The organism is Rhodococcus sp. NyZ502 (assembly GCF_041464245.1).
Lineage (GTDB): Bacteria > Actinomycetota > Actinomycetes > Mycobacteriales > Mycobacteriaceae > Rhodococcus_F > Rhodococcus_F qingshengii.
In genome coordinates, this window is the sequence record NZ_CP167155.1 from 4,469,205 (window position 1) to 4,493,682 (window position 24,478).

Here is a 24,478-nt window from a genome sequence, read left to right on the forward strand (position 1 = left end):
TCACTCGACGAGATGACACCAACTGGTCCGCCGATGACGAGCGCACGATCACGAACCCGCATCTGATCAACTGCAGAAATTTTGTACCTAGACATTATTCACTTTCAAGGCGTGAATCGAATCCAGTCGACGGTCAAGGTCGACACCTCCGGGGTGGTTGCATCCGTCGGCCCGGGCCATTCTCCGCCCACCGCTATGTTCATTACGACATAGAACGGCTTGTCGAATACCCATTTGGAGCCGTCCGGCGACTCGCTGCGCAAATACTCGCCCACCATTACACCGTCGATGAAGATCGAGATGGAGTCAGATCTTCTCGTCACCTCGTAGACATGGAAGGTGTCCGAGGCATCACCGCCGAGATAACCATCCGACGACATCTTCCACTTGCCTTCTGTGTGTGCAGAAGGATCGGACCACGGACCGTGGATTGCGTTGTGATACTCAGTGGCATTGTGCACCAACTCCATTACATCGATCTCGCCGCTCTCCGGATAGCCCACCGTCGCCAAATTCTCGCCGAGTAACCAGAATGCCGGATGGATTCCCTGCGCCATCGGGAACTTTATGCGGGCAGAAATCGTGCCCTCGGTGAACGAAAACTTGTCCCTTGTCACGATCCTCGCCGAAGTGAATCCCCCCAGGACCCGACGAGCTTCGAGCACGAGATTACCGTTTCCATCCAAACGCGCGTTTTCGGCGTTGTCGGTATAGATCTGCTTCTCCTGATTTCCCCAACCTCCGCCCCCGACATCGAATCCCCACATCGCCGCGTCAGGAGAATCCCCTGCAGCACCATCGAATTCGTCTGTGCCGAAATCGCTCGAGACCATTCGCATCATTGGACTCGGGGGTTCACCGGTGGTGCACGAAGTAGCCAATAGTAGTGAGGCCACCGAGAGAATCATCCCAGCCCGCACCACGACACGCGTACTCCCACTCATTTCGCAACCCTTCGATAGACGTCAATCAGTCGATCAGCTCGCGCTGAGACCGCGTGGTCCTCCAATACCGACCTGCGTGCACCGGTCACCAACCGAGCGCGAAGCTGCCTGTCATCCAGAAGGGACAGAATTCTCCCGGCCACGTCTGCGGAATCACCCGGTACGGACAGCAGTCCGTTTTCACCATCGACGACGTAATCGAGGAAACCGTCGGTCCGACTGGCCACCACCGGAGTACCAACTGACATCGCTTCGATCGCTATGAGCCCGAAGGGTTCTCGCACGGAGGGAACACACAGGATGTCAACCGACCGCAAAATGGCCGCAACATCGTTCCGTTGTCCGACAAATCTGACAGCACCAGGAGCCAATTCCGCAGCTTTTCGGCGAAGATTCTCGCCATAGCGCTCGTTCCCCGGGCTCGACCTGCCAACGATGACCAGATGTAAGTCCTTGCCGCGGGAACGGATCTGGGATACTGCCTCGATCAAGGTGTCGATTCCTTTGACAGGGTCGACCCGTCCAATGACTGCGACCAATGCAGAATCGGGGGCATCGGTGAGCTCAGCTCGCACCGTAGCTGGTCCTGGCGCAAAGACCGCCGAATCGACGCCCTGAGGAACTACTGTCGTCTTTCCCTGAGCCGCCTTCGAAAGCTGCTGCCGTGCAGCATTACTCACTGCGATCGCGGCTGAGGCCCCACGAACGGCCGAACTCAGCAGACTCCGACCTCGCCCCGGGTCGAGTATGTCGTGAATCTCGAGCACAACAGGTGTTCGCGCCAACCTGCCAGCCGCAACGCAATCCAGATGTGACAAGAGCGAATTCGAGTGGACGACATCAGCACGCCGAGCATGTACCAAAAGCTTTGAAACCCACGTCGCAGACCGCGGGATCTGCGACAACAACTTCGCCGGAGTCTGAGAAGCGCCAGAGGAATCACGCAGACCGACACGCGCCCCGTCTGGCATCGGTATGAATTCGAGTCCCATCTCGTTCCACGTCTGTTCGAGCTCACCACCAGAGGGCGCGGCCATGACAACGTTCACACCTTGCTCACCGAGACGTGGGAGCAACCGAATAACACTGTGCTCGATACCCGTGACATCGCGAGTCAGCGTCGACGCAAGAATTCGCAGCCTGCGATCAGCCATCGTTACCACTTTCATCCTTAACGGCCACTCGCTCGAAGACTACGAATCCACTACCTTCGAGGAAGACTTTCCACATCGGGTCCAACCGCATTCGTGCCTCCAGATTCGGCAATGCGTCCCGTGGGGAGAGCCCGAAGTACCAATTGTAGAAAACCATTTGATCGGAAATCGCGAAGTACGTTGTCCGGTGGTCAGCGACGAAGTATTCATTGAACTTCGCGTACTCTTCGTCAGTCGCAAAGTCTGCACCGTAGAAAAGAGTCGCGGCCTCCGGTTGCACATCGAACTTCGGATCCAGGCCGGCCAACCGCAGATAAGCCTGAGTTGGCCGATCAGGCCACGCCGGGGACGGAACCCTCAGTACACCATAGGGATCCGCCGACTCCAACACCTCGGAAGCGCCCTTGACTACTGCAGGTTTCGTCAAGTAGGCGAACCACGCACCAAAATACGCTTCTGATGAAGACAGCGTGACACCGATGAGCAGGATGCCCGTCGCTATTAGCTTCATCCTTGAGGCTCGGCACGCGCGGAGCATCGCAGTGACCGGAAATGCAAGCAGCAGGGAACAACCCACCAAACAGTAAAGATAGACACGAAAGATCGCTTCACCACCATAGCCTTGCCCGGCCAGAATGGCGAGGGGAGAAAACGCGACAATCGCGAGAGCAAGTACCGGCATCTTCTTGCACCACATGATAATTGCCGTGACCGCGGAAGAAACCAACAGTCCGACAGTCAAGAAACGCATCGTCTTACTTGCAAATGCCTGTCCTGCAGTCGGCGTGAGATTCGCTCCGGCGAGGTTGGACTTCGCGTTCGACGTCACGTCGAAAGAGAATTTCGCAAAGTCACCTGCACTGTCCCAGTTGTAGATGAGGAAACCAATGGCTATTGCAGCGAACACGAATGTCAACCACCACGGCCGAAGCATTCGAAAGATCATGAGCGCCAACAGGATCAATCCCATCCAATACGGAGTGAGTTGGTGAGTGACTACTATCGCGCAGAAGACCACGATCATGACGACGACAAGGTTAGGTCGGTCTCGCGAGGATCCAACCAGGGTTAAGAACGCAAGAACTAGGATCAGAGCCAGCGATTGAGGGGCGAAGTAATCCTGCGCCACCCAATTGAGCACCTCGAAGAGAAACGTGGCGGAAATAGCGGTCGGGACATCCAGCCTCCACGCCCTCGCCATGCAGTAGAACAGAATCACCATGAGGAGATGCGCAGCGATCGCGAACCAGTTCGCAACGGTTATGTCCGGCACGCCGGTAACGCGAGAGAACCAAGCCGTTGCCGTGAAGAGGCCAGGCCACCCGTTGTACACATCGACACCTCGTGCCAGGAAATGGCTTCGCTGGATCAGATCCGTGACCCCAAGATGCTTGTACGTCCAGGTATACAGCGGCACATCGGACGCCATGAGTGTCGCGGTCCTCTGCACGAGCGCAACAGTCACCACCGCGCCGAACGCTGCACGGTCGTTCCTTCGTGACATTGCGACTGCGAAGCCGATCACCGACAAAGTGATTGCACCGGCGAAGAACGGTGACGCCGCGAACAGCAGGCCGAAATCCGACGCCTGTGCAGTCGACAGCGAAGGGGCAGCGATCCACCAACTCACCAGTGCTGCAACGAGAATCCCCCACGAAATCCAATCGCGCCTCTTTCTGTCGGATACGACAGCAATCGTCAGCCGGTCAGTCCGAGCATCATATGACTTCGTCGACGACAGCTCGTTACGCTCCTTCAATCTCGTCATGACCGCCGGAACCCCGACAGGACAGCCCCGATACGTCGCTTGAGGTTTTCGCGACCGGAAACTTCCGGGCGATTATCGAGGGTGAGAAGTCGAACTAGAGATGCTCCGATGGTAGCGAGACTGGGAATCACGAGCTGCGAAAAGGGATAGTACTCCTCGATTGTGGTCATCAGGAATGTCATCAGCACGACGATCGAGATCCCCAGGGCCGGAACAGCTGCGACCCGTACGTAGCCAGGTTGATCAGGCATGTACGACATAATTGCCGCACCCGGGCCGACCGCGACAAAAACGATCACGGCTACACCGGTGAGAGCGCCGATCGCGCCCAGGCCGGCGCCGACCAGACCACAAACTCCACCGACCAATCCCAGAATTGCCAGTCTGTGCTCGTCGGTCGGCCACCGCGCGTCAACCATCGCAGTCGCCCGACGAATCGACCTAGCGCCGGGAAATTCGACGGCTATCGAACTGCGCACCGGGCGCGTTCCCTTCGGGAGAAGTGGTCGCCCCCGCAATCCCCCCAAACGCGAGCGCACCAACGCTGCGGGGCCTCGCAACAATGCGCGCCGCTCGATCCAAGGCAATTTGTCAAGATCGGGTGTAAGTCGAATCTGACCTTCTTCAGGTTGGGAGACGCTCCCGAAGTGCGAAAGTCCCTTGACCATACGCGTCGCCAACATCATCGCTATTCGCGGATCCATAGCGAGTTTCGTCAACCAGGCTCCCAAGCCGAGGCCGTAGTCGGCCATCTGTTTACTCAATCCCGCTGAATCGATGCGATGGCGGTGCCAGACTCGCGCAGCAGGCGCGTAGACCAGCGCACCCCCGTCGAGAATGACCCTGACGAACATGTCGATATCTTCACCGCCGCCTGATGGCGATCCCACCCCTAGCCCCTCGTCGAATCCGCCGAGTTCGAGCATCACGGATCGTCTTACCGCGAAATTGGCACCCGTCCCGAAATCGCCCACACGGAAAGGGAACAGAGCGTCGTTCTCAGGCGGAGCTGACAAGCGGTACGTCGTTCGCACAAGATTCTTCGACCAACTCACGCGACGATCGAAAAAGGCTTGAGCAGGAGTCGATACCTCACCTGTCGGCACGAGACCTGTGACGATGTGGACGTCCTCCGCGACTGCGAATCCGCCGACCAACTCACGGAGCCAGTTCTTGTCAATCACGACATCGTCATCCGTAAATGCCACGAACTCTTCAGTGGCCGCAACTAGGCCTATGTTTCGTGCCTTGGACAGGCCACGTTCCGGCGCATCAACGATCCGAACTCCGGCAAAAGCGTCCACTATCGGCGGTGTCAACCCGGACGAAGGATCGTTGTCCACGACAAGCACGTCGTAGTTTCGGTAGTCGAGATCGGCGAGTGAAGTCAAAACTTCACGGAGCATGTCCGGTCGATTCATCGTGCAAATGATCAATGTGACAGGCACTTCGGGAGCCGGTGAAGTGGTTACAGGCTCGGATTCCGGCAAGTAGGCCAGTACTTCCTTCGATCTGATCATTCCGTTCGCGACTTGAACCTCGACAAAGGCAAATGATCCGTTGAGTCGGGCGACCAGCAGGCGAGCACGTCCGTACGCTGTTCCCCCGGTCAATTCGATGACACTCGATGCAAGTAGCTCCCACTCGTCCACCTGACCTATCCAAATGGCCCCTGCCCACAATTCGATTCCGGCCGTCGGCGTCATCACCGGATCGAGATTCGTGAGTCCATCACGCCGAAGGCCCTGTGCGGCTGGCTCACCGGCGTCCTGATTTCTGACATCTTCTTCAAACCTCATACTGAAACACCCGCCTTCTTATTGCATCTCGACGCCGAGCTATCCCGAAGACTGCGGCGATGCTAGCCGCCGTCTGGGCCACACCGACAGCAACCGCAGCACCCACAGCTCCCCAGAGAAAGCACGCGAAAGGCAAGACCACCATGAGAAGTCCGGCGAACAGACCGTTGATGACCACCAATGGTCCGATCTCGCGCCTCGCTCGCTGCAACGCAGACCACACCACGAACATCGTTCTCATCAACGACCCGATCGCAAGGATGATCACGACAAGTTCGGCATCCAAATCCAGATACTCGGGATCGAGTATTCCGAAGATAATCGGTGCACCCAGCGAGACCAATACCCCGCCCACCGCGACCAGAACAGAAACCCTCACAAACAAAACCAACGCCATCTTGGAACCATCTTTCGGGTTCTTCGAGGCGTGAACCACGAGGGAAGTCCCCATGGCAGAGCCGACGAATTCGAGAGTCTGTGCGATGCTCATCGAAAGAGAGAAAACTGCGCCCTGAACTGGACCGGAATAGGCGGTGACGAGAAATGGCATCAGAAGGATCACCCCGACACCCATGGCTTGGGTCGGGACAGCTTGCCTGCACATTCTCACGACCTCAGCCGACGCGTTGCCTTCAGTCCACAGGCCAGGGGGCGAGGTAGCCGATCGCCGTTCGACGATACGGCCGATCATCAACCGCATGAACACAACCGACGCTCCGCCTACCACGACCGTCGACATGACCACCGGTTGCCAATTCGCTAACCACACCAACGCGAGAAGAACACCAATGCGACCAGCGCTGACGATCCCGTTGATCAAGGGCAGCTTCCGGGACTCGTCCAAACTGGTCAAAGTGCTGTTCTGCAGAATGAACATGCCCCAGACGACAACACCCACAAACACTAGGCAGGCAACCGGAATCGAGCCCCTCACTTCCGGAATGAACCAAACCGCCGCGACTGCTGCAATGACGCCCACAGGAACCGACAACATGTAGAACACCCGCAGACCTCGCCGGTGCACGGCGCCGAGGCTTGCACCTGCTGCGGGCATCATCGAATTGAAGACATCGCCGACTCCGGTACCGATTACCATTGCCGGAGCGGTAACGAGCGCAAGCAGCGCTGTCATGACGCCCAGCTGTGCCGGCGGTAAAACTACAGCCGCGACTGCCCAAAATCCCATGCCTAGTGCGGCATTGATGACCTGGGACGACGCCATCGACGCTGCATCCGCGTAGATTCGCGGTCCCTTGTTCGTCATCACGGGCCTACAAAGTGCCGACGCCTGCACACGATAGCGGACAGGGCGCCCATACCCGCCGAAACGATTCCGGCAACTACGGCCCCTGCCCTAGACAGGGACACCCGACCCCCCAAGACGTATCGCCGAAGCCCGCTGGTGAGAACACTGCGCACGTAGTCACGCTCATCGTCGAGTTCCTCCGAGCCGTTCCGGTCGTCTCGCAGTTCGATCTTTCCCTTCCCCTCGGAATAGCAGCGGGCCAGGAAGAAGCGAAACGTGCTGCGTTCCAAAGGAATATCGTGATCGATCACCGATGTCGGCACGTACATCCAATGAAAGTCGTTGCCAAGTTCCGCCATTCGGATACACAGGTCGGTATCCTCGGGTTGCGATCGCTCGCCGCTCTTGCCGAACCCGACTCGAAATCCTCCGACCGCGCGGAAAGCCGCTGTACGAACGGCCATGCTGCCACTCCAGACGTTGCGAACACGGGAGGTCTCGATCGGCATTCCGTGAAACGATTCTCCGACGACCCACCCGAATTCGTCCGGAAACCAATCAGGCTTGGGTGATCGCCATACTGCCCTGTACCGTCCGCCCGTCCCGACGACCCGCTCGTCCGCGAACGGTTTGATCAGCTCCGACAACCAGCTGCTGTCAGCAATCTCGTCGTCATCGATGAAGGCAGTGTAGGGCGTCGACACGACAGCAACTCCAGCGTTGCGAGCGCCAGACGCACCTCGAGGCCCGTCCTCGTAGGAGATCACACAGATGCCCGGCATTTCGCGGCGCAAGGTGTGCGCGAGCGAGCGATTGTGGTCGACCGCAACGATGATCTCGGCAGGCTGCAAGGTCTGCGCTGCAATCGAATGAACAGCAGCAACTATCCCCCGCAACCGCTCCATCGAATAACAAGCCATGACGACGCTTACCGCACCGCTATTCGAATTGAGGCCATGTCGTGTGACCATGGTCACGTCTCCAATCATTGTGCCGGCCGATTTCCCGTCCCGCTCGCGTCCGGACCACCGCCTGGACACACAGACCAAAACATCTCAGTCGCCACAAAAGCCCAGATTGACAGACTATCGGTCTGTTCTTTGGTTATTTACTTGACGGTTCCCCCGCCGACTGTCGTGGACCAATGTACCCCAGTAACGTCCCAGCGATCATTTCACCGATGCGGTACAACCGAGGTTGTGACGTTTCTGAAATGGGCATGCTGGACCACCCTCGTCGTGGGCGCAGGACTGCTCGTCCTTCGATACTTGCCGCTACGCAACCCCGCACTGCTTTCACTGGTGATCGCAGTGCCATACCTACCGCTCGCAATGGTGCCTGCAACGCTGACATTGCTCGCCACTCGCGAGTGGGTCGGCTCGATCATCGGGCTGGCGATGATCATGTTTGCAATCGGCACACAGGTCGCGGTGCCCGTCACCCCGCCTCGGACAGGCGAGGCCATGCGAATCATGTCGATCAATGTCGCAAAGGGTGCGGCCGACGTGGACGCAGTCGTCGATGCAGCGAGACTTCACAACGTCGACGCTGTCGCGGTACAGGAATTGACCCCGGCCTTTGCGGCCGCACTGGAAGTTGCAGGAATGCCCGGGATCTTCCCGTTCAGCGTCATCCGGCCAGACAATGACGCACGAGGAACCGGACTGTGGAGCCGATTCCCGATCAGCGAACCCCGTCAAATGGACGGGTTCGGGTTTGCCTGCGTCGCAGGAACAATCGAATTCAAAGGCGGAAAATACGACCTGGTGGCGACACACATCACAGCCCCGATACAAGATCAGGATTCCACGAACTGGATCAATGAACTCGCACAAATCCGCGCACTATTGGACACGAATCTCAACCCACTCGTTATCGCCGGCGACTTCAACGCAACCGTCGATCACAGACAGTTTCGAGGTTTACTGCATGGTGGAACGCAGGATGCCGCGAGGCAGGCTGGTCGGTTCTACGTGAACACCTTTCCCGCGAACTGGTCGTGGCCGCCATTCGCCGCTCTCGACCATATTCTCGTCCCGCCCGAACTGACGGCGACGACGTTCGAGACCGTCGAGATCGCTGGCTCCGACCACCTCGCAATCGTGAGCACACTCGTTCAGCGCTGACGAAAGTCAACTTTCCGCAACTGTCTGGCAATTTCCAAAACAAACCTGTAGATTGTTTTGGGGCAGATCAGCTGTCGATGAGTACGTTCTCGACTGAGGACATCCTCTCAGTCCAATCGGATGTCGAAGGATTCAGATGCGGTTAGCGCGCGGTCACGTCGAACCGGCAAGCTCGACATGTCATTTCGGAGCGTCACCGAGCACTGCTGGGAACACCATCGAGATAAACAAGAGCGCATCCTCAACGCATGTGGCCACCGATGGCGGAAAGTTCACGACTTGGTTCGGCAACGAGGCTTCGCCACTGTTCGGCACACTGCACGTTCCGGCTGGGGGCACAGCACGCGGAGGGGTCGTGCTGTGCCCTCCGATCGGAAAGGAGCATGTCGATTCTTATCGCGGCCTGATGCTCCTGGCTCAAAAACTTTGCGCGCAGGGCATGTTAGTCCTTCGGTTCGACTATCTAGGCACAGGTGACTCGTCCGGTGAACAGACCCGAGAAGACGCTGTCCAGATATGGGAGTCGAGCGTCGTGGAGGCTGCTGAGTTTCTCCAGTCCTGCGGAGTTCGCGAGATCACACTGGTCGGGCTGCGAGTAGGCGCGTTGGTCGCAACTTCCGCGGCGTCGAGGATACGAGATATGACGACGCTGGTACTTTGGGACCCCGTCATCCGTGGGCGCACGTTCGTTCAGCAGCAGAAGGCATTGAATCGGCTCACAGCGTCCCCCGATGCCGACGATCCACTCATCCCGCTCGTCGGGATGTCGGTGCACCCACTTGCTGCACAACGTCTTTCGGGTATGAATCTCACTGCGCTCCCCATCGACCCTTCAATTAAGGTCCTAGTTGCGTCGCGGCCAGAGCACGCCGACACTGCACGAGTAAGACAACTCGTAGAATCACTGTCAGCTGACCACATGAACATCGACGGCCAGGCCCCCTTCATCGAGCCAGCCGACTTCGCGGTCCAAATACCCTGGCATACAGTGTCTTCTCTGGCGCAATGGATTGGCGATTCGACGCGCTCGCCACGCACAAGTGTCACCGCACATCTTCGTCATTCCACGACCTTGTTGAACTCTCAGTTCGAAATCCCGATCACCGAATACATCTCCTACGCCGGCACGAACCGTATGCTGACTATCCGCACAGCGCCGGCCTCGAGCATCCCCGGCGGCCCGACTCTAGTTCTATATGGCACCGCGTCCGAACACCGGATCGGTCCCAGTCGCCTTTGGGTTGAGTTGGCAAGAGAGTTGGCAGGCTACGGAATCACGACTATCCGCTTCGACCGCACTTCAACCGGCGAAACGACCGCTGCGCAGGATCGAGAAATCAGCACCATCTACACACCCGAGCAACGCGCTGATGGCGTAGAGGCGGCCAGAAACGCTGGCGTGTGCCCAGAAAACCTGGTAGTTGCCGGCTTGTGCTCCGGATCGTGGAGTGCCGCAATCGCTGCCGCAGAACTCGGAGCAAATCGCGCAATACTAGTCAACCCCCTTCGGTGGACTACGCGACAATTAGAGTTCACGCGAAGCCAGTCTCTCGCGCCTGCAGAATGCTCGCGAGGAACCTTCGCGCTTCGAGCACACAACTGGGCCGTCAGGTTCAAGGACAAGCTTCGTGACCGATTGCCGTATCGCGTCTGGCTCGCCTTGGGTCGGATTGGTCTCGTGCAGGTCCCAGAGGTGCTTCTCGCGCCGTTGGTCCAAGCAGGCGTCGCAACGACAGTGCTTGTATCACCAACCGATGAGGAATGGTTTAACGAGAATCGCGGTCGCAGCGGAGTCCAACGCCTACGGAAAGCGTTCGGCACCATCGAGATTCGACAGCTTTCGCAGGGTGATCACGCGTTGATCGGACCAAGGATTCGCGCCTCGGTTCACAAGGAAATGAAGAATTCAATCTTGACGACGTTTGGAATCCCGAGTTCACGACTACTCTCAGTGCCGCCGGAGGCTTTGAGTGATTCGGCTCAGGAGACCACTGCTGCGGCGAAATCGAGTGCATTCACATAAGCCACAATCACTCCCCGACCGCAAGTGCCGGTGGGCGTCATTTGCATGTCCGCAGCGACACTGCAGATTCGAACCGGTGAGGCGAAATGTCGACATCCAACAATGTTGGCACATCGAGATCGTCTCGTGCGGGGATTGAACGTAGGAAGGCCCTCCCGCCGGACAGGTGGGAGGGCCTTCGCCAGTCACCGACTACTTTGCGCGAGCCGCTTCCCGTAGCGGAACCCGACGCTCACTCCGGATGGTTCGCAGTACTCGAAATCCGTCACGTACTGCGTTGAGATTGCTCTCGCCATAGATACGGTCGCGCTCGTAGCTCGGCACTTCGGATATCTTCAGTCCTGCATTGGCTACCCGAACATTGATCAAGGTTTCGATCTCGAAACCGTCGCCCCATTGCGCCTCCGCGGTACCAGTCTCCGGCAGGTTCATGACAGGTATGTGGCGACGCCAGAACGCGTTGTAGCCGTAGCATAGGTCGCTGAAAGACGCACGGAACTTGATGTTTACGATTCCATTCAGTGCTTTGTTTCCAAGTTTACGAGAAAAAGTGATGTCATCGCTCCCCCCTCCTTGCGCAAACCGTGTCCCCTTGGCAAAGTCGGCCCCCTGCACAAGCGCATCGACGAACAAAGGAATCTCCGCAGGGTCCGTCGAACCGTCAGCGTCGATCATGACGACAATGTCACTCGTTGCCGCCCGAAATCCACATGCGAGTGCGTTGCCTTTCCCTCGTCTCGTCTGCGTTACGATCGTCGCCTTCGGCCACAACCGCTTGGCAACATCCACCGAATCATCGACCGAATGGCCATCGACGAAAACGATCTCATCGATTCCGTCAGGCATCCGTTCTGCAACGTAAGGCAGATTTTTCGCCTCATTCATCGCCGGCACCACCACCGTCACAGAGGGACGCTGTGAAGCCGGTGCATGCTCCTGCTCGGATATCTGGATGCGGTCAGTTGTGTCCACGCTCATTGGTCCTCTGTCTCCCCGGTTGCGTCCCCCGCCAGATATCAAAAACGGTGAACCTTTGGCTTCAAGCAAATGGTTGGCCAACCGCCGAACGCCCCACCGTCCGACGAAGACTGGCTCGCCTCTCGCTTGACCTGTACCGAACCAACGGTTGGTACCCCCAACCCTGCACGTAGAGCGGCACGGTCTGCTTGTCTGGAGATAAACATACCTTGAGTTTGTTTATTTCGCAGCCTCGAACTCAGGTGACCTTCCACTCAGCTACAGAACGGCAATCAAATCACGGGAGCCGCCGAATTCGCCAAGCATCAGCCCACCGTGCGGTCGAACGAGCAGAAGGCTCCTCGCCCTGCACATTCACCGAATTTCTCGCCGACGACTGAATCATCGACTCCGCATCACGAAAGTGTTCAGCAAAGCGCTGAGCCTCGAGGCGAAGAGCCTCGTCGGCGTCAAGGGACCGCGCAACCGCGTCCCGCAACTCAACCGGTACCAGGTCCTCGGGGAACCCTCCACGGACAGCCCTCTTCACATACTGCTCAGCCAGCATCGCTGCGGGTTGGCTTTGTGCAATGCCGTCGAGCTCTGAGGCACGCGACTTCTCCTCCGCCTTTCGCTGATCCCATGCTCGCTCCTGCGCCGCAATGTCGACCGACTCCGACGGTTCGCCGGCCAGGTGTGGGCTCCGGTGGCAGAGTTTCGCCACCAATGCGCCGGCAATCGTGTCTATGTCGACTGGCGGTGCAGTTGGCTCGCACTCCGCTATCCGTGCATGAAACAACACCTGCAACAAAAGGTCACCGAGTTCCTCGTTCAGCGCCTCGCGGTCGCCGGCCAGAATCGCATCGAGCACCTCATACGTCTCTTCCAGGAGGTAGTTCGACAAGCTCTCGTGAGTCTGAGCAACCTCCCAGCCGCCAAAACTCCACATCCGGTCCATCAACGCACTCGCTGCGACAAGTCCGTCGCCCTTCACGCGTTCAGCGGCAATCAAACGTGCACCATCCTCGAGCCTGCTGCGCGCCGCCTCACACTCGCGGTCGGTCGTCACCAATACCCGGGCGCCGGGTACAGACTCGGCAAATCGGTCCCGAACCTGCGATGGCACATCTTCGGCAATCTCGACAGGACCGGCGAGGGCAGTCAAGGCATCAATTGGAACGGACATGGGGCGAAACGGGTCGAGCACGACCACAGTCGGCAGGTGGTCGCCATCTGATATCTCGTTCACCGTGTGCTCACGCCTCGACCAGGACGGCACCGGCGGCGCGCCCGTCAATCGCCAGGATGAAGTCCGCGATGTACTGGAGCAATTCGACGTCCCGCAGGCGATCCGAGCCGACTCCGCCGGTGCGAGGCAGCGGGAGTTGCACGAGCCCGGTCGTTGCCCGGTACTGCGCGCTCGGATAGATCCTCTTGAGCCTGATCTGTTTGGAATCGGGCAGTGACATAGGCGAGATCTTGAGCTGAGTTCCGGTGACGGCGACTTCCTCCAGTTGATACTCGCGGCAGAGCAGTCGAAGCTTGGCCACCGAGATCAGCCGTCGAACCTCTTCGGGCAGTGGGCCGTAGCGATCGACCAGTTCTTCGACTACGGCAGCGATGCCGTCGGAATCAGTTGCCGCAGCGAGCTTGCGGTACCCCTCCAACCTGAGCCTGTCACTGGTGACGTAGTCGGGCGGGATGTGCGCGTCCACCGGTAGGTCGATCCGGACTTCCTTCGTGCCCTCGTCCATTGTGATCGGTTTGCCGTCGGCTGCAGCCCGGAAGGCTTCGACCGCCTCACCGACCAGCCTGACGTACAGATCGAACCCGACCCCCGCGACGTGGCCGGACTGCTCTGCGCCCAGAACGTTTCCGGCTCCACGGATTTCGAGGTCCTTCATCGCGACGGCCATACCCGCGCCGAGGTCCGAATTCTGCGAAATCGTTGCCAGTCGGTCGTATGCCGTTTCCGTCAAAGGCTTTTCGGCCGGGTACAGGAAATAGGCGTATCCACGTTCACGACTACGCCCGACGCGTCCGCGAAGCTGATGCAACTGCGAGAGGCCCAGCGAATCCGCACGTTCGACGATCAGTGTGTTCGCGTTCGAGATGTCCAGACCGGTTTCGATGATCGTGGTACAGACCAACACGTCGAAGTCGCGTTCCCAGAATCCTTGCACGGTCTTTTCGAGAGTGTCCTCGTTCATCTGACCGTGCGCGACGACGACGCGAGCCTCCGGGACGAGTTCGCGGATCTTCTTGGCTGCCTTGTCGATCGAGCTGACACGGTTGTGAACGTAGAAGACCTGACCGTCGCGCAGAAGTTCACGCCGGATGGCCGCGGCAACCTGCTTGTCCGCATACGCGCCGACGTACGTGAGGATAGGATGACGTTCTTCCGGCGGTGTGAGGATCGTGGACATTTCGCGGATCCCGGCCATGCTCATCTCGAGAGTACGAGGAATCGGGGTAGCCGACATCGTCAGGACGTCGACGTGGGTGCGTAACGCCTTGATGTGTTCCTTGTGCTCGACTCCGAATCGCTGTTCCTCGTCGACGATCACAAGCCCGAGGTCCTTCCAGCGAATACCGGTCTGCAGCAACCTGTGAGTACCGACGACGATGTCGATCTCACCTTCCGCCATGCCGGCGATGATTTCCTTCGAGTCCTTGGCGTCGGTGAACCGGGACAGCCCTCGCACCTTCACCGGGAACGACGCCATTCGTTCGGTGAAGGTCTGAAGATGTTGCTGTGCAAGCAGAGTCGTCGGCACCAGCACCGCCACTTGCTTGCCGTCCTGCACTGCCTTGAACGCGGCGCGGACGGCGATCTCCGTCTTGCCGTACCCGACGTCACCGATGACCACCCGGTCCATCGGAACCGGCTTCTCCATGTCGGCCTTGACCTCACTGATAACGGTCAACTGGTCGATCGTCTCGGTGAACGCGAATGCGTCTTCGAGTTCCTTCTGCCACGGTGTGTCCGGGCCGAACGCATGCCCGGGAGCAGCCTGACGCGCTGCGTAGAGCTGAACCAGCTCGCCCGCGATCTCACGAACTGCCTTGCGGGCTTTACGCTTTGTGTTTGCCCAGTCGGATCCACCGAGCTTGCTCAGCGCCGGCAACTCCCCACCGACGTATCGGGAGAGTTGATCGAGCGATTCCATCGGGACGAACAGACGATCGCCCGGATGACCGCGCTTGCTCGGCGCGTATTCGATGACCAGGTATTCACGACGCGCCCCACCGATGGTGCGTTCGACCATTTCGACGAACCGCCCGATACCGTGCTGATCATGCACGACCATGTCCCCTGCCGACAGCGCGAGGGGATCAACCTGATTGCGGCGCTTGGCCGGCAAGCGCTTTCCGTCGCCGACCGCAGCAACGCGGTTGCCGGTCAGATCGGACTCGGTGACGATCACCATCCCAGGCGTCGAGTCGTCGCCGGCGAGTACCAGTCCGTCGTGCAGTGATCCGCGGAGCACCGCGACCTGTCCACGGGCGGGGGTAGCGCCGGCATCGAGCATCTTGGCGGGCACTTCGGCTTCACCGAGTCGCTCCACGACGCGGCTTGCGGTTCCGGCACCTGCCACCACGATCGCCGCGCGACCGCCCGTGCTCACGTGCGCCCGAAGGCTGACGAACAGCTCGGCCAACAGGTCGTCGGAACCGCGCACCTGCGGTGCCGCATGCACCGGGAGTTCGAGTTCTTCACCGTTTCCCGACGCCAGCGGGCTGACTGTCCACCAGGGTCTGCCGGCAGCTTCGGCAGATTCTCGAACATGACGAAGCGACCGGTACGCGGAGGCACCGAGATCGACTCCTCCGCCGTTGAGGATCGACGTGTCGAGCGGTGCAGCGCCGCCGATCGACGCCGCCGTCCACGATGCTTCCAAGAATTCCTGGCCGGTGCGCACCAGGTCGGTGGCGCGGGTGCGCACCTTTTCCGGATCACACAGAAGAATGTGCGCCCCTTCAGGAAGTACATCGGAAAGTAGCTGCAGTTCACCGGGTTTGAGAACCGGGAGCAGAGCTTCCATCCCCTCGACGGGGATACCTGCCGAGATCTTGTCCAGCATCTCGACCAACGACGCGTCAGCCTGGTTCTCAGCAGCGAGTGCGGCAGCTCGATCACGAACATCAGCTGTCAGAATCAGTTCACGACACGGCGGCGCGATCACGGAATCGACGTCGACGTCCGCTAGCGAACGCTGATCGGCAACTGAGAAGTACCGAAGCTCGGATACCTCGTCACCCCAGAATTCGATACGGACCGGATGATCCGCCGTGGGCGAGAACAAGTCGAGAATGCCACCACGGACCGCGAACTCACCACGCTTTCCCACCATGTCGACGCGGCTGTACGCCATCTCCACCAGACGAACCAGAACGGAATCGAAATCGATCTCGGTGCCGACGCGCAACGTGATCGGTTCTATCTCGCCCAGGCCTGGCGCCATCGGCTGAACGAGGGAACGCACCGTGGTGACGATCACCCGAAGAGGCGATCCGTACGAGGCGTCGTCTGGCCTGGCGAGTCTGCGCAGTACCTCCACCCGTCGCCCAACGGTATCCGCGCTCGGCGACAGTCGCTCGTGCGGCAATGTTTCCCACGACGGAAACTGCGCCACTCCTCCACCGAGCATCTCGGTGAGTTCCGAAGTCAGATCGTCGGCTTCACGACCGGTGGCTGTCACCAGCAGCACCGGCGTGCGAGCGGCGAGTGCAGCGGCGATGAACGGCCGAGCCGGCTTCGGAGCCACGATGTCCAAGGCGGCCGATCCGATGGATTCGATCACCGGAGTGAACGCGGCATCTGCGAGGGCGACCTCGGCGAGTCCAGCGAGCGCAGTCTGGGCAGAGGACAAGGAAGTCAACGAACGCGCTCCTGAACAGTGATGACGGGTTGCGGACGCACAGCCCGAGCGCAATATCCCCACCGAGGCAGAGTTGTGCGCCGGTTCGATTCTATCGGTGTGCGATCTCGCAGCGCAGTCCGATCCGTTCAGTTTCCCGTAGCACTCGTCTTCTTCGACGTCCGCTTGGACGGCGAGGATTGTGTGACCGGAGTGATCGGCGGCGCCACGGCCGCACTCACATGCGAGTTGAGCGCCCGAACGCGACCGATCACTTTCGTCGCCTGACCGGTTCTCCGTAGTCGTACAGTCCTGCGACCGTTCGGCGCGAGGTGGAACCAGGAGTCTTCGGGCTCGAAGCCCTGCAGTTCGAGGGCAACGTATTGGGCGGAAGCATCCGTCGAGACGTCGACTACCCACTCTTCGTCACCGACGTTGCGCGCTGTGGCAACAAGTCCGACCGATCGCTCGCGAGGCCGCGCCGAGCCACCCAGGAGGTGGACCACTTCGTCCACCATCTCGCCGTCTTCGTCTTCGAGTGTGACGGTGACGGCGTCGTATGTCCGCGCCCCGAAACGAAAGACGTGAGTGAGGTCGGTGAAACGTCCGACAAGGCTGTCCACGGACCAGGTCAGACTTGAATGCGCTTCCACCTTGACCGGTAGCGCGACGTCGACCGGGACGACACCTGACCGACTGTGCGCTCGAAACCTGATCTCGCCGACGACAGGTTCGGCGGTCTCGTTGATCGCGTCGAGCCTCAATCCGTCCATACCGTCGTCCGTGACGAGGAGCGCAATCGGTTTGGCGCTCCTACGGAGCACGAACCACGGAGCTTTGGGGCTGCCGCTCCAATCGAGGACCCCCCATCCCGGTCCGGGCTCCAGGTCTCGCAGTGCGAGTGTCAAGGCGCCGTCGCACCGAGAGTCCGGGCGACGCCAGTATCCGAGCGTCGATGCGAACGCCTCACATACAGCTGCTCGCCCCAGGTCGAGATAGCGTTCCGGGTCGGACCACCGGACTTCACGAGCGTCTTCGCCGAAAAGCGCGTGGACGTAGTGGTCCCGAACATCCTCGAAATCCCACGACGATCCGTTGTCCCTAGGCACCGCGGCTTTCCATGCCGGGTGGTGCCCCGCGACGGCGAGTGAACCGAATTCGTTCTCGATCACGGCATTCGACGGTGGAATCGAAAATGCCAATGATTCGGTCGCAAAACGTACTCGCGCGCTGAGCACGTCGGCCAGTGGACGACGATAGGCACCCACCCCGAAGTAGTGAGCGACCCCGCTTCCGACATGCGTTGCCAATTGCTCGCCCCCGCGAGGCGCCGAGGGGGACGACGTCACGTACTCGAGTTCGGGTGCCACCGTCGAGATCAACTCCGGCAGTCTCGAATGAATGAGCGGGATGTGTTGATCGACCAAGCCCAGCATGGTCGGCTGCTGTTCGGTCTCGCTGCCGCCGCAGAAGACTGCCAAAGCGGGATTTCCGCGCACTCTGTGCAAGAACTCGGTGACCTCGGAGGCAACGAGTTCGAAGAATTCGTCGGTGTCGGGCGGATCGAGCGTCGCCAACATCATGTCCTGCCACACGAGAATGCCCAGTCGCGCGCATTCCTCCCAGAAGTGGTCGCTCTCGTAGACCATCGTCCCCGGGATTCGAATCATGTTCAGGCCGGCCTCTGCCAGGCGTTCCAAGACGCGAGTGGTGCCGGCGTCGCCTTGAAGCGAGATCGGGTCGGTCGGCACCCACACCGAACCACGGCAGTACACCCGGATGCCGTTGACATACAAACGGAATCCACCATCGGATCTGTCGACCTCCACCGTCCGGAAGCCAACTGAACCGAGATGCTCGGAGACTCCGACCGCTTCCATCGTCACCGGATAAGTGCGCGGGGTGCCATGAGTGTGCGGCCACCACAACTTCGCTTCCGGCACTTCGACGACGCCGGACACCTCGAGAAATCCATCCGGTCCGGCGGATACAGCCAATTGCCGCGAGTGTTCGCCGACACGCACGGTCACGTACTCCAGCGAGGCCGGCAATCCGGTGAGCCGAGCACTGACGGCAACGCGACCGGTTGTGCCGTCAACACTCGCATGCTTGACAGCAGAGACTACGGCGACAATCCCCTTGTCCAACAAGCGGATACCCCGCCACGGACCCACCGGTACCGGCACACCACTGAACACGGGAGCCATACCGAGCATCGTGGTTCGGATCCACCGAAGGCCCTGCTCACGGACCATCGACGAGCGCCAACGTCCTCGAGGACGCCTCGATCTCAAAATCGCGGAGAGAGAATGAAAATGAACAGCCACCTGGACACGTTTACCAGCGCCGACTCCGGCCGGAATGCTCACTTCCCCAGGTGCGAACATGGATTCAGTGGACGCGACACGGACACCGCCGATCCAGACATCCGCAAACGCCGTCATACCGTCGAACTGGAGCAGCCACGACCCCTCACCAGTCGTGGCCACGGTAGTCACGAACCACCAGTCCGACGATGAAACGGATGATTCTGAAACAGACGACGAAACGGACTTTGTGCGTCCGGCGTCCGTTTGCGCCGCACGTAACGCACCGACGACTGTTCCAGGCACGGACGCTGCGACCCACTCGGTCACGGCTTCGAGGGCATCCGGGTCAGATATGGATCCGGGTTCGGTTGCAGCGCATCGCCATATCGCGCCGGCCAGCAGGTCTGCTGACGAACGTGGCACTGTCAGACCAACCTCAGGTGTCGATGCGAGTCGACGCCGACTGTGTCGGCAACGATTTCCATCGCCCTCTTCCACGACACGGCCATCTCGTCGAGTTGCTCACGCGGGTCCACCGCGCGGCCCCTGGAGGCACGCGCCATCTGAAACTGCACGCTCTTGGCACCGGATGCCACTTTGCGGAAATCTGGCGCAGCTTCGCCTGTCCCGGAGAAACCTGCAGTGTCCAAGAACTCGCTGGCGTCGGCGGCCAGCTCCGCGCTGGCCCCGCACTGACGAAGTAGCCCGAAGGACCAGAGGTGAAAGGCATCCATACCCGCCCCCTGCACCCATTCGAGGTCGTCGATCACCTTGCGTCCCAGCTCTCGCACGGGATTACCCACCGCTCGAACCGCTACATTCCGCCGAGCCACTTCGGCGATGTTTCCGGCGTTGGTCGCGTGAACCGGATTCAACCTGATCTGTTCGACGTAGGGCACGAACGAAGGAAGTGAGGAACGATCGAGATCGAAGACGCCGGAGAAATCGTCGCCTCGCAGCAAGTAGTACCCGCTGTTGTGAAAGTACTCGAGCTCGCCGGCAACGCGATCGATCCGATTGGGCACGATCGTGGTCTTGGTGTGCCCCTCGTGATAACTCGTTCCAAGAGTGTCGGGAAGCCAGTATCCGTCCACTTCAACCGTCGACAGCATCCCAACCGCGAGGTTGTCCTCGACGTGGATCAGCGGTGCCCGCCAGACGTTCATCTCGGCGACTTCGATTCCGTACAGCGCGTAGATGTCCTCGGCCTTGAGCTTGAGGAACGTCCACTGAGTCCCGTCGAACCGCGATGAGAAGGCACATGCCAATGCCGGGACGGGGTCCAATCCCAGCGAATGCAACACTTCGATCCACAGATCCGTGTAGCAGTTGGTCTGCGCCCACACGCGGTCGTCCTGGTGCAACGAATGGGGCCGGTAGCGATCAGGTGAAATGTCGATCAGCCGTGACATCAGATGCCCATTCGTTCACGAACGGAGGTTGGCCATGCAGCCACGTCAAGACCATGAGTCCGCAACAAGGACAACGCGATTCGCTCCATCCCGAAGCCGACGCACGAGCTGTGTGCCACCTCCCCCTCCGCCGTTCGGATGTCGAAGTTGACACCGAAATGGTCGAGATGGTTGTTCGAGGACACGATCGCCGTGCCCTCGTCGAGATCTCCGTAGAGCCGAACTGTCAGTTCCGTCTTGAGATTCTCTTCACGCTGGTTGGCTGCAAGCATCTTTCCGGCGCGCCCGAAGAAAGGATCATTGGCGATCACCGGGGTAGCGTCGAGTTCGAGCCGGCCGAGCACCTCGAGCCCCCGCTCGATCCAATGCTCGCGATGCGCTCGCGCTGCCGCGGCGTCACCGATCGTCACGAACTCGTGCATCCGAAACGCTTGCATGCGAGCCGGATCGATCGCCGGTTCGTGCCGGAAGCAAAAACCGTAGATGTCCAGCAGCACGCCGCCTTCGGGCAGAACTCCGGTGTACCGCGCATAGGCAGGATGGCACGCTGCGGACACGAGCATGGTCTCGGTCGGCTCGAGGTGGCGGTCCCACGATTGTCCCTCGGCGCGATCGGCCAGCAGTCGCGCGTGATCGCGATTGGAACCGGCGAAGGTGTTGATGGCGCCGGTGAGGTTGGGAAACGAAGCGATGTAGTCGGTGCGCTCGAAACTGCTCCGCGGGAACACCGGCGGGAACCGCAGCCGAGTCGCGGCGTCGCCTGGCCCCGCTGCAATCACCACTCGGTCGATACCGTCGACGATGTCCTCGAACACGCCGGAACGCCCGTAGAGTCCCGGCACCTCCGTCTCGACGAGAAGTCCTTCGACGAGCAGTTCACGTTGAAATGCAGCCCGGGCCCGATCCAGATCGGTCTCGCCTGTCACAGTCTCGGTCGTCACAGTCTCGTTCGTCATAGCGTTCCCCGGTATCCGATGGCCATGTGCGCTGAACCTGCCATGATTCGATCGTTGTTCACCATCACCGCTGCGCCGTGCGCGTCACGAAGGTGCCGACCGAGCGAGAATTCGGTGTCCTCGCGATATCCCGAGATTCCACAGATCAACATTGTCTGCCCCACGATTTCCACCACCGCTGTCGACGCTGTGACTTTCAGGTTGTTCATTGCGAGCGAAAATCCCACCGCTCCCGTCGCCTCGAAATCGGCAACGCCTTCCTCCGCGTGGACTGCGCGGTCGTACCTGCGTGCAGAGGCGCCGACGAGATCGGCGAATTGTTGTGCCGAAGCGGCAACTTCGGCGAGCCGCAGCGCTCCGGGGGAAGTGACCCCGGGCTGCTTGCGGGCGGCGGCACGCACGTACTTGCGCGCCTTCTCGACTGCAGCGTCGGCAATTCCCAACCACACCGAACTCCAGACGACGTGCGAGACCGGAAGCATCGTGTGGGTGGAGATATCGGAATACGGTACGTCGGCGACCATCTCCGGCGTCGAGGTGGCCCGAAGGATGTAACCGAGACTGCAAGTTCCCCTCAGCCCCAGCGTGTTCCACTCGGTGGTGCGTTCGAGCGTCAGGTCTGGGGTACGACACACCACGAGAACCTGATCGTTCGGCTGACTCTCCGGTGTTCGCCGAGCCGTCACGACTATCGCGTCGGAGTGTTCACCGTACGAAATGACAGGCGCGTTCTTGATCAACAGCAGGTGACCGCCCAAGTCTTCCACCGCGCAGTAACTCCGGCTGACGTCACCACCGATTCCCAGCTCAGTGGTTGCCGATGCCAACAGCAATTGCTTGTCGACCGTTTCTTCGACAAACTCGCGTAGTGCTTCGGTGTTGCCGTGCTTGACCAACGAGTATATCTGCGTCTGATGCATCGCGAAAATCATTCCGCTTGCTGCACAGCGCGTTCCGATCACACGGGCGATCTGCGACACTTCCTGCAGCGAGAGCCCTTCGCCGCCTAGTTCCCTCGGCACAGCTACGGACAGCAGCCGTTCGCTTCGCATGGCGTCGACAGCTTCACGCGGAAACCTTGCTTCTGCATCGACTTCGTCGGCCCACACCGCTGCAACTTCGTCGGCCAACCGTGCGGCCCGCTCGAGGGCCGTTCCGGTGGAGCACTGCGATTGCGGAGCGTTCATGCAGCACCCAACTCCGTCAACGCACCCTCGATCGCCTTGACGCTTGCGAAAGTACTCTTCCGCAACAACTCGTCAGGGAACTCGATGTCGAACGAATCCTCCAGCGCCAACATGACATTCACGCTCGCGTGCGACGTCAAACCCAACTCGTAAAGATCGGCCTCTCCGTCGATCGTGCTCACGTCGACTGCCAGCCGACCGTGCTCGACGAGCACTTTCCGAATTGCCTGATCAATCATCAGCGATGTCGTCCTTCTTTTCGATGCGAGCGCCCGAGCGTGTTGCGATCACCATTGCGATGGCCACGTCCGCTTCGTGCGAGATAGATACTTGAAAATCGTGCAGATCCTGGGTCCGCGCGAGTTCCGCGGCATTACCGGACAGCGTCACCCCACAGCCACCCCACTCGGCCCGAGTGATTTCGATGGAACTCCACGGAACGGGAACGTCACCAGGCCGCAGTACCTTCACCACAGCCTCTTTGGCGGCGAAACGTGCAGCCAATCGTTGATCCCGCGCCGGCCCGGCGCACGTCTGCAATTCGTGCGGGGTGAAGGTCCGATCGAGATACCTCCGCCCGAAGAGTTCGATACTTCGAGTGACATCCACGACGTTCACTACGTCACAGCCGATCCGCGGGCCGATGTCGAGCATCGGCGTCGGCGCAGTGTCACCCATCTGTTGACTCCCCATCTGGGGTCGTACACGCCGGGCAGCCCCCTATGCTGCCCGGTGCGCCGACGCCGTCACCCTGCCCTGACAAACCTTCATTCTCAGCAATTCTTCAGCTACCGATAGAACATACCGCAATCCGAAGATTGACGGCAAGATCGGACTTTCAGATTCCCATCAACACTATAAACATACTCTTAGTTTGTTTCGAATGCAGAACAAAGAGAACAATGTCCCTACCAGGACATTTGCAGTAAATTGACCAAAGGAGCAGTGCGGAGAGCCAGTGATTTCAGTGATCACTGGCAAGGCGACGGGCCGCGAATTGCCTGAAGTACTCCACTTTCGATTCCGGGACCACGATCGGAAGTATCAGGTTCCACGATGCCTTCATAGAGTCCGAAAGCTCACGAACGGTCCCGGTCGCGGCTGCCATTAGCCGAACTCCCGACGCAACTTCCAACAGGAAACGAGCAATGTCAGCAGAATCCGCGTCCGAACGCAGATCACCTTCGTCGGCCGCACGGCTGGCAAGTTCACGGTAAATGTCGAGCCACACGTCCAGAGTCGCCGGCCCGGAGCCCCGATAGTCCCCGATCTCGACCAACAAGCGGAACGTAGCTCTAACCATGGCGTCATGCGCACCGATGTCGACGATGACCGACGAAATACCGATCAGTGACTCGAGCGCGGGAGTTCGACGGTCCAACCAGAGCTCACATTTTGCGTCGAAACGTGCCGAACCCTCGTCGATCACGGCCCGCGCGAGTTCTTCCTTGGACCCGAAATGGAAGTACAGGGCGCCTTTGGTCACCTGCGACTCGGCGATGATCTCGCTCAAGCTGGCATTGGCATAGCCCAGGCGCAAGAACACACCCGCTGCTCCGCGCAGCACCGAATCACGGGTGGCTTCTGCCCGCTCTTGCCTCACCATCGATCCGGCCTCCAATCACCACACATCGAACGAATTCTTGGTCTTACCCGTTCACAGCGTCAAAATGGATGGCACGGTTCGGCATTCAACCCACCCTGCAAACAAATGAGACATTTGCCCATCAAACGA

Annotated in this window: 17 protein-coding genes; 1 reads left to right on the forward strand and 16 read right to left on the reverse strand. The window is 59.8% G+C overall.

Features of this window, described 5'->3' with window-relative positions; genetic code table 11:
• Positions 1–104: 104 nt before the first annotated feature.
• The 6 genes from ACBG85_RS20425 to ACBG85_RS20450 all read right to left on the reverse strand — a co-directional run bounded on the left by ACBG85_RS20425 (position 105) and on the right by ACBG85_RS20450 (position 7,882).
• The gene (locus tag ACBG85_RS20425; RefSeq protein WP_157770437.1) at positions 105–833 is read right to left on the reverse strand and encodes a glycoside hydrolase family 16 protein; all 729 of its coding nucleotides are present in this window, start codon (positions 831–833) and stop codon (positions 105–107) included.
• 107 nt (positions 834–940) lie between these two features.
• Positions 941–2,098, reverse strand: coding sequence for a glycosyltransferase family 4 protein (locus ACBG85_RS20430; RefSeq protein ID WP_042448895.1), 1,158 nt, complete (start codon positions 2,096–2,098; stop codon positions 941–943).
• Positions 2,091–3,866: a hypothetical protein gene (locus tag ACBG85_RS20435; protein WP_372024581.1), complete on the reverse strand. Its 1,776-nt coding sequence runs from the start codon at positions 3,864–3,866 to the stop codon at positions 2,091–2,093. Before ACBG85_RS20435 ends, ACBG85_RS20430 begins: the two co-directional genes overlap by 8 nt.
• Positions 3,863–5,665: a glycosyltransferase family 2 protein gene (locus ACBG85_RS20440; RefSeq protein WP_372024584.1), complete on the reverse strand. Its 1,803-nt coding sequence runs from the start codon at positions 5,663–5,665 to the stop codon at positions 3,863–3,865. Before ACBG85_RS20440 ends, ACBG85_RS20435 begins: the two co-directional genes overlap by 4 nt.
• Positions 5,655–6,929 (reverse strand): hypothetical protein, encoded by a 1,275-nt coding sequence (locus ACBG85_RS20445; RefSeq protein ID WP_064443930.1) that lies wholly within the window; start codon positions 6,927–6,929, stop codon positions 5,655–5,657. Before ACBG85_RS20445 ends, ACBG85_RS20440 begins: the two co-directional genes overlap by 11 nt.
• The gene (locus ACBG85_RS20450; protein ID WP_042449210.1) at positions 6,929–7,882 is read right to left on the reverse strand and encodes a glycosyltransferase family 2 protein; all 954 of its coding nucleotides are present in this window, start codon (positions 7,880–7,882) and stop codon (positions 6,929–6,931) included. The genes ACBG85_RS20445 and ACBG85_RS20450 overlap by 1 nt, the downstream gene beginning before the upstream one ends.
• A 228-nt stretch (positions 7,883–8,110) precedes the next feature.
• Here ACBG85_RS20450 and ACBG85_RS20455 point away from each other — a divergent pair, with 228 nt between their 5' ends.
• On the forward strand, positions 8,111–9,037 hold the full coding sequence (locus ACBG85_RS20455) for an endonuclease/exonuclease/phosphatase family protein (RefSeq protein ID WP_372024586.1): 927 nt from the start codon (positions 8,111–8,113) through the stop codon (positions 9,035–9,037).
• Between the two features lie 2,215 nt (positions 9,038–11,252).
• Here the strand turns inward: ACBG85_RS20455 and ACBG85_RS20460 are convergent.
• The 10 genes from ACBG85_RS20460 to ACBG85_RS20505 all read right to left on the reverse strand — a co-directional run bounded on the left by ACBG85_RS20460 (position 11,253) and on the right by ACBG85_RS20505 (position 24,349).
• The gene (locus ACBG85_RS20460; RefSeq protein WP_064443929.1) at positions 11,253–12,038 is read right to left on the reverse strand and encodes a glycosyltransferase family 2 protein; all 786 of its coding nucleotides are present in this window, start codon (positions 12,036–12,038) and stop codon (positions 11,253–11,255) included.
• A gap of 277 nt (positions 12,039–12,315) precedes the next feature.
• A complete protein-coding gene (locus ACBG85_RS20465) occupies positions 12,316–13,203 on the reverse strand; it encodes a MazG family protein (protein ID WP_080726611.1) in 888 nt (295 codons plus the stop codon).
• A gap of 70 nt (positions 13,204–13,273) precedes the next feature.
• Positions 13,274–16,900 carry a transcription-repair coupling factor gene (gene mfd, locus ACBG85_RS20470; RefSeq protein ID WP_003946285.1) on the reverse strand — a complete coding sequence of 1,209 codons (3,627 nt, stop codon included), beginning with the start codon at positions 16,898–16,900 and terminating at the stop codon, positions 13,274–13,276.
• Between the two features lie 128 nt (positions 16,901–17,028).
• Positions 17,029–19,611: a glycosyl hydrolase gene (locus ACBG85_RS20475; protein ID WP_217017640.1), complete on the reverse strand. Its 2,583-nt coding sequence runs from the start codon at positions 19,609–19,611 to the stop codon at positions 17,029–17,031.
• Positions 19,612–19,613: 2 nt separating this feature from the next.
• Positions 19,614–20,600, reverse strand: coding sequence for a DUF1839 family protein (locus tag ACBG85_RS20480; protein WP_003946304.1), 987 nt, complete (start codon positions 20,598–20,600; stop codon positions 19,614–19,616).
• Positions 20,600–21,556 carry an amino acid--[acyl-carrier-protein] ligase gene (locus ACBG85_RS20485; protein ID WP_007728880.1) on the reverse strand — a complete coding sequence of 319 codons (957 nt, stop codon included), beginning with the start codon at positions 21,554–21,556 and terminating at the stop codon, positions 20,600–20,602. Before ACBG85_RS20485 ends, ACBG85_RS20480 begins: the two co-directional genes overlap by 1 nt.
• Positions 21,553–22,743 carry an acyl-CoA dehydrogenase family protein gene (locus ACBG85_RS20490; protein WP_042448906.1) on the reverse strand — a complete coding sequence of 397 codons (1,191 nt, stop codon included), beginning with the start codon at positions 22,741–22,743 and terminating at the stop codon, positions 21,553–21,555. The genes ACBG85_RS20485 and ACBG85_RS20490 overlap by 4 nt, the downstream gene beginning before the upstream one ends.
• On the reverse strand, positions 22,740–22,982 hold the full coding sequence (locus ACBG85_RS20495) for an acyl carrier protein (protein WP_003946296.1): 243 nt from the start codon (positions 22,980–22,982) through the stop codon (positions 22,740–22,742). Before ACBG85_RS20495 ends, ACBG85_RS20490 begins: the two co-directional genes overlap by 4 nt.
• Complete coding sequence (locus ACBG85_RS20500; protein WP_047270297.1) at positions 22,975–23,421, reverse strand: holo-ACP synthase; 447 nt, start codon at positions 23,419–23,421, stop codon at positions 22,975–22,977. Before ACBG85_RS20500 ends, ACBG85_RS20495 begins: the two co-directional genes overlap by 8 nt.
• Before the next feature lie 286 nt (positions 23,422–23,707).
• Positions 23,708–24,349 (reverse strand): ScbR family autoregulator-binding transcription factor, encoded by a 642-nt coding sequence (locus ACBG85_RS20505; RefSeq protein WP_003946317.1) that lies wholly within the window; start codon positions 24,347–24,349, stop codon positions 23,708–23,710.
• Between the last annotated feature and the right edge of the window lie 129 nt (positions 24,350–24,478).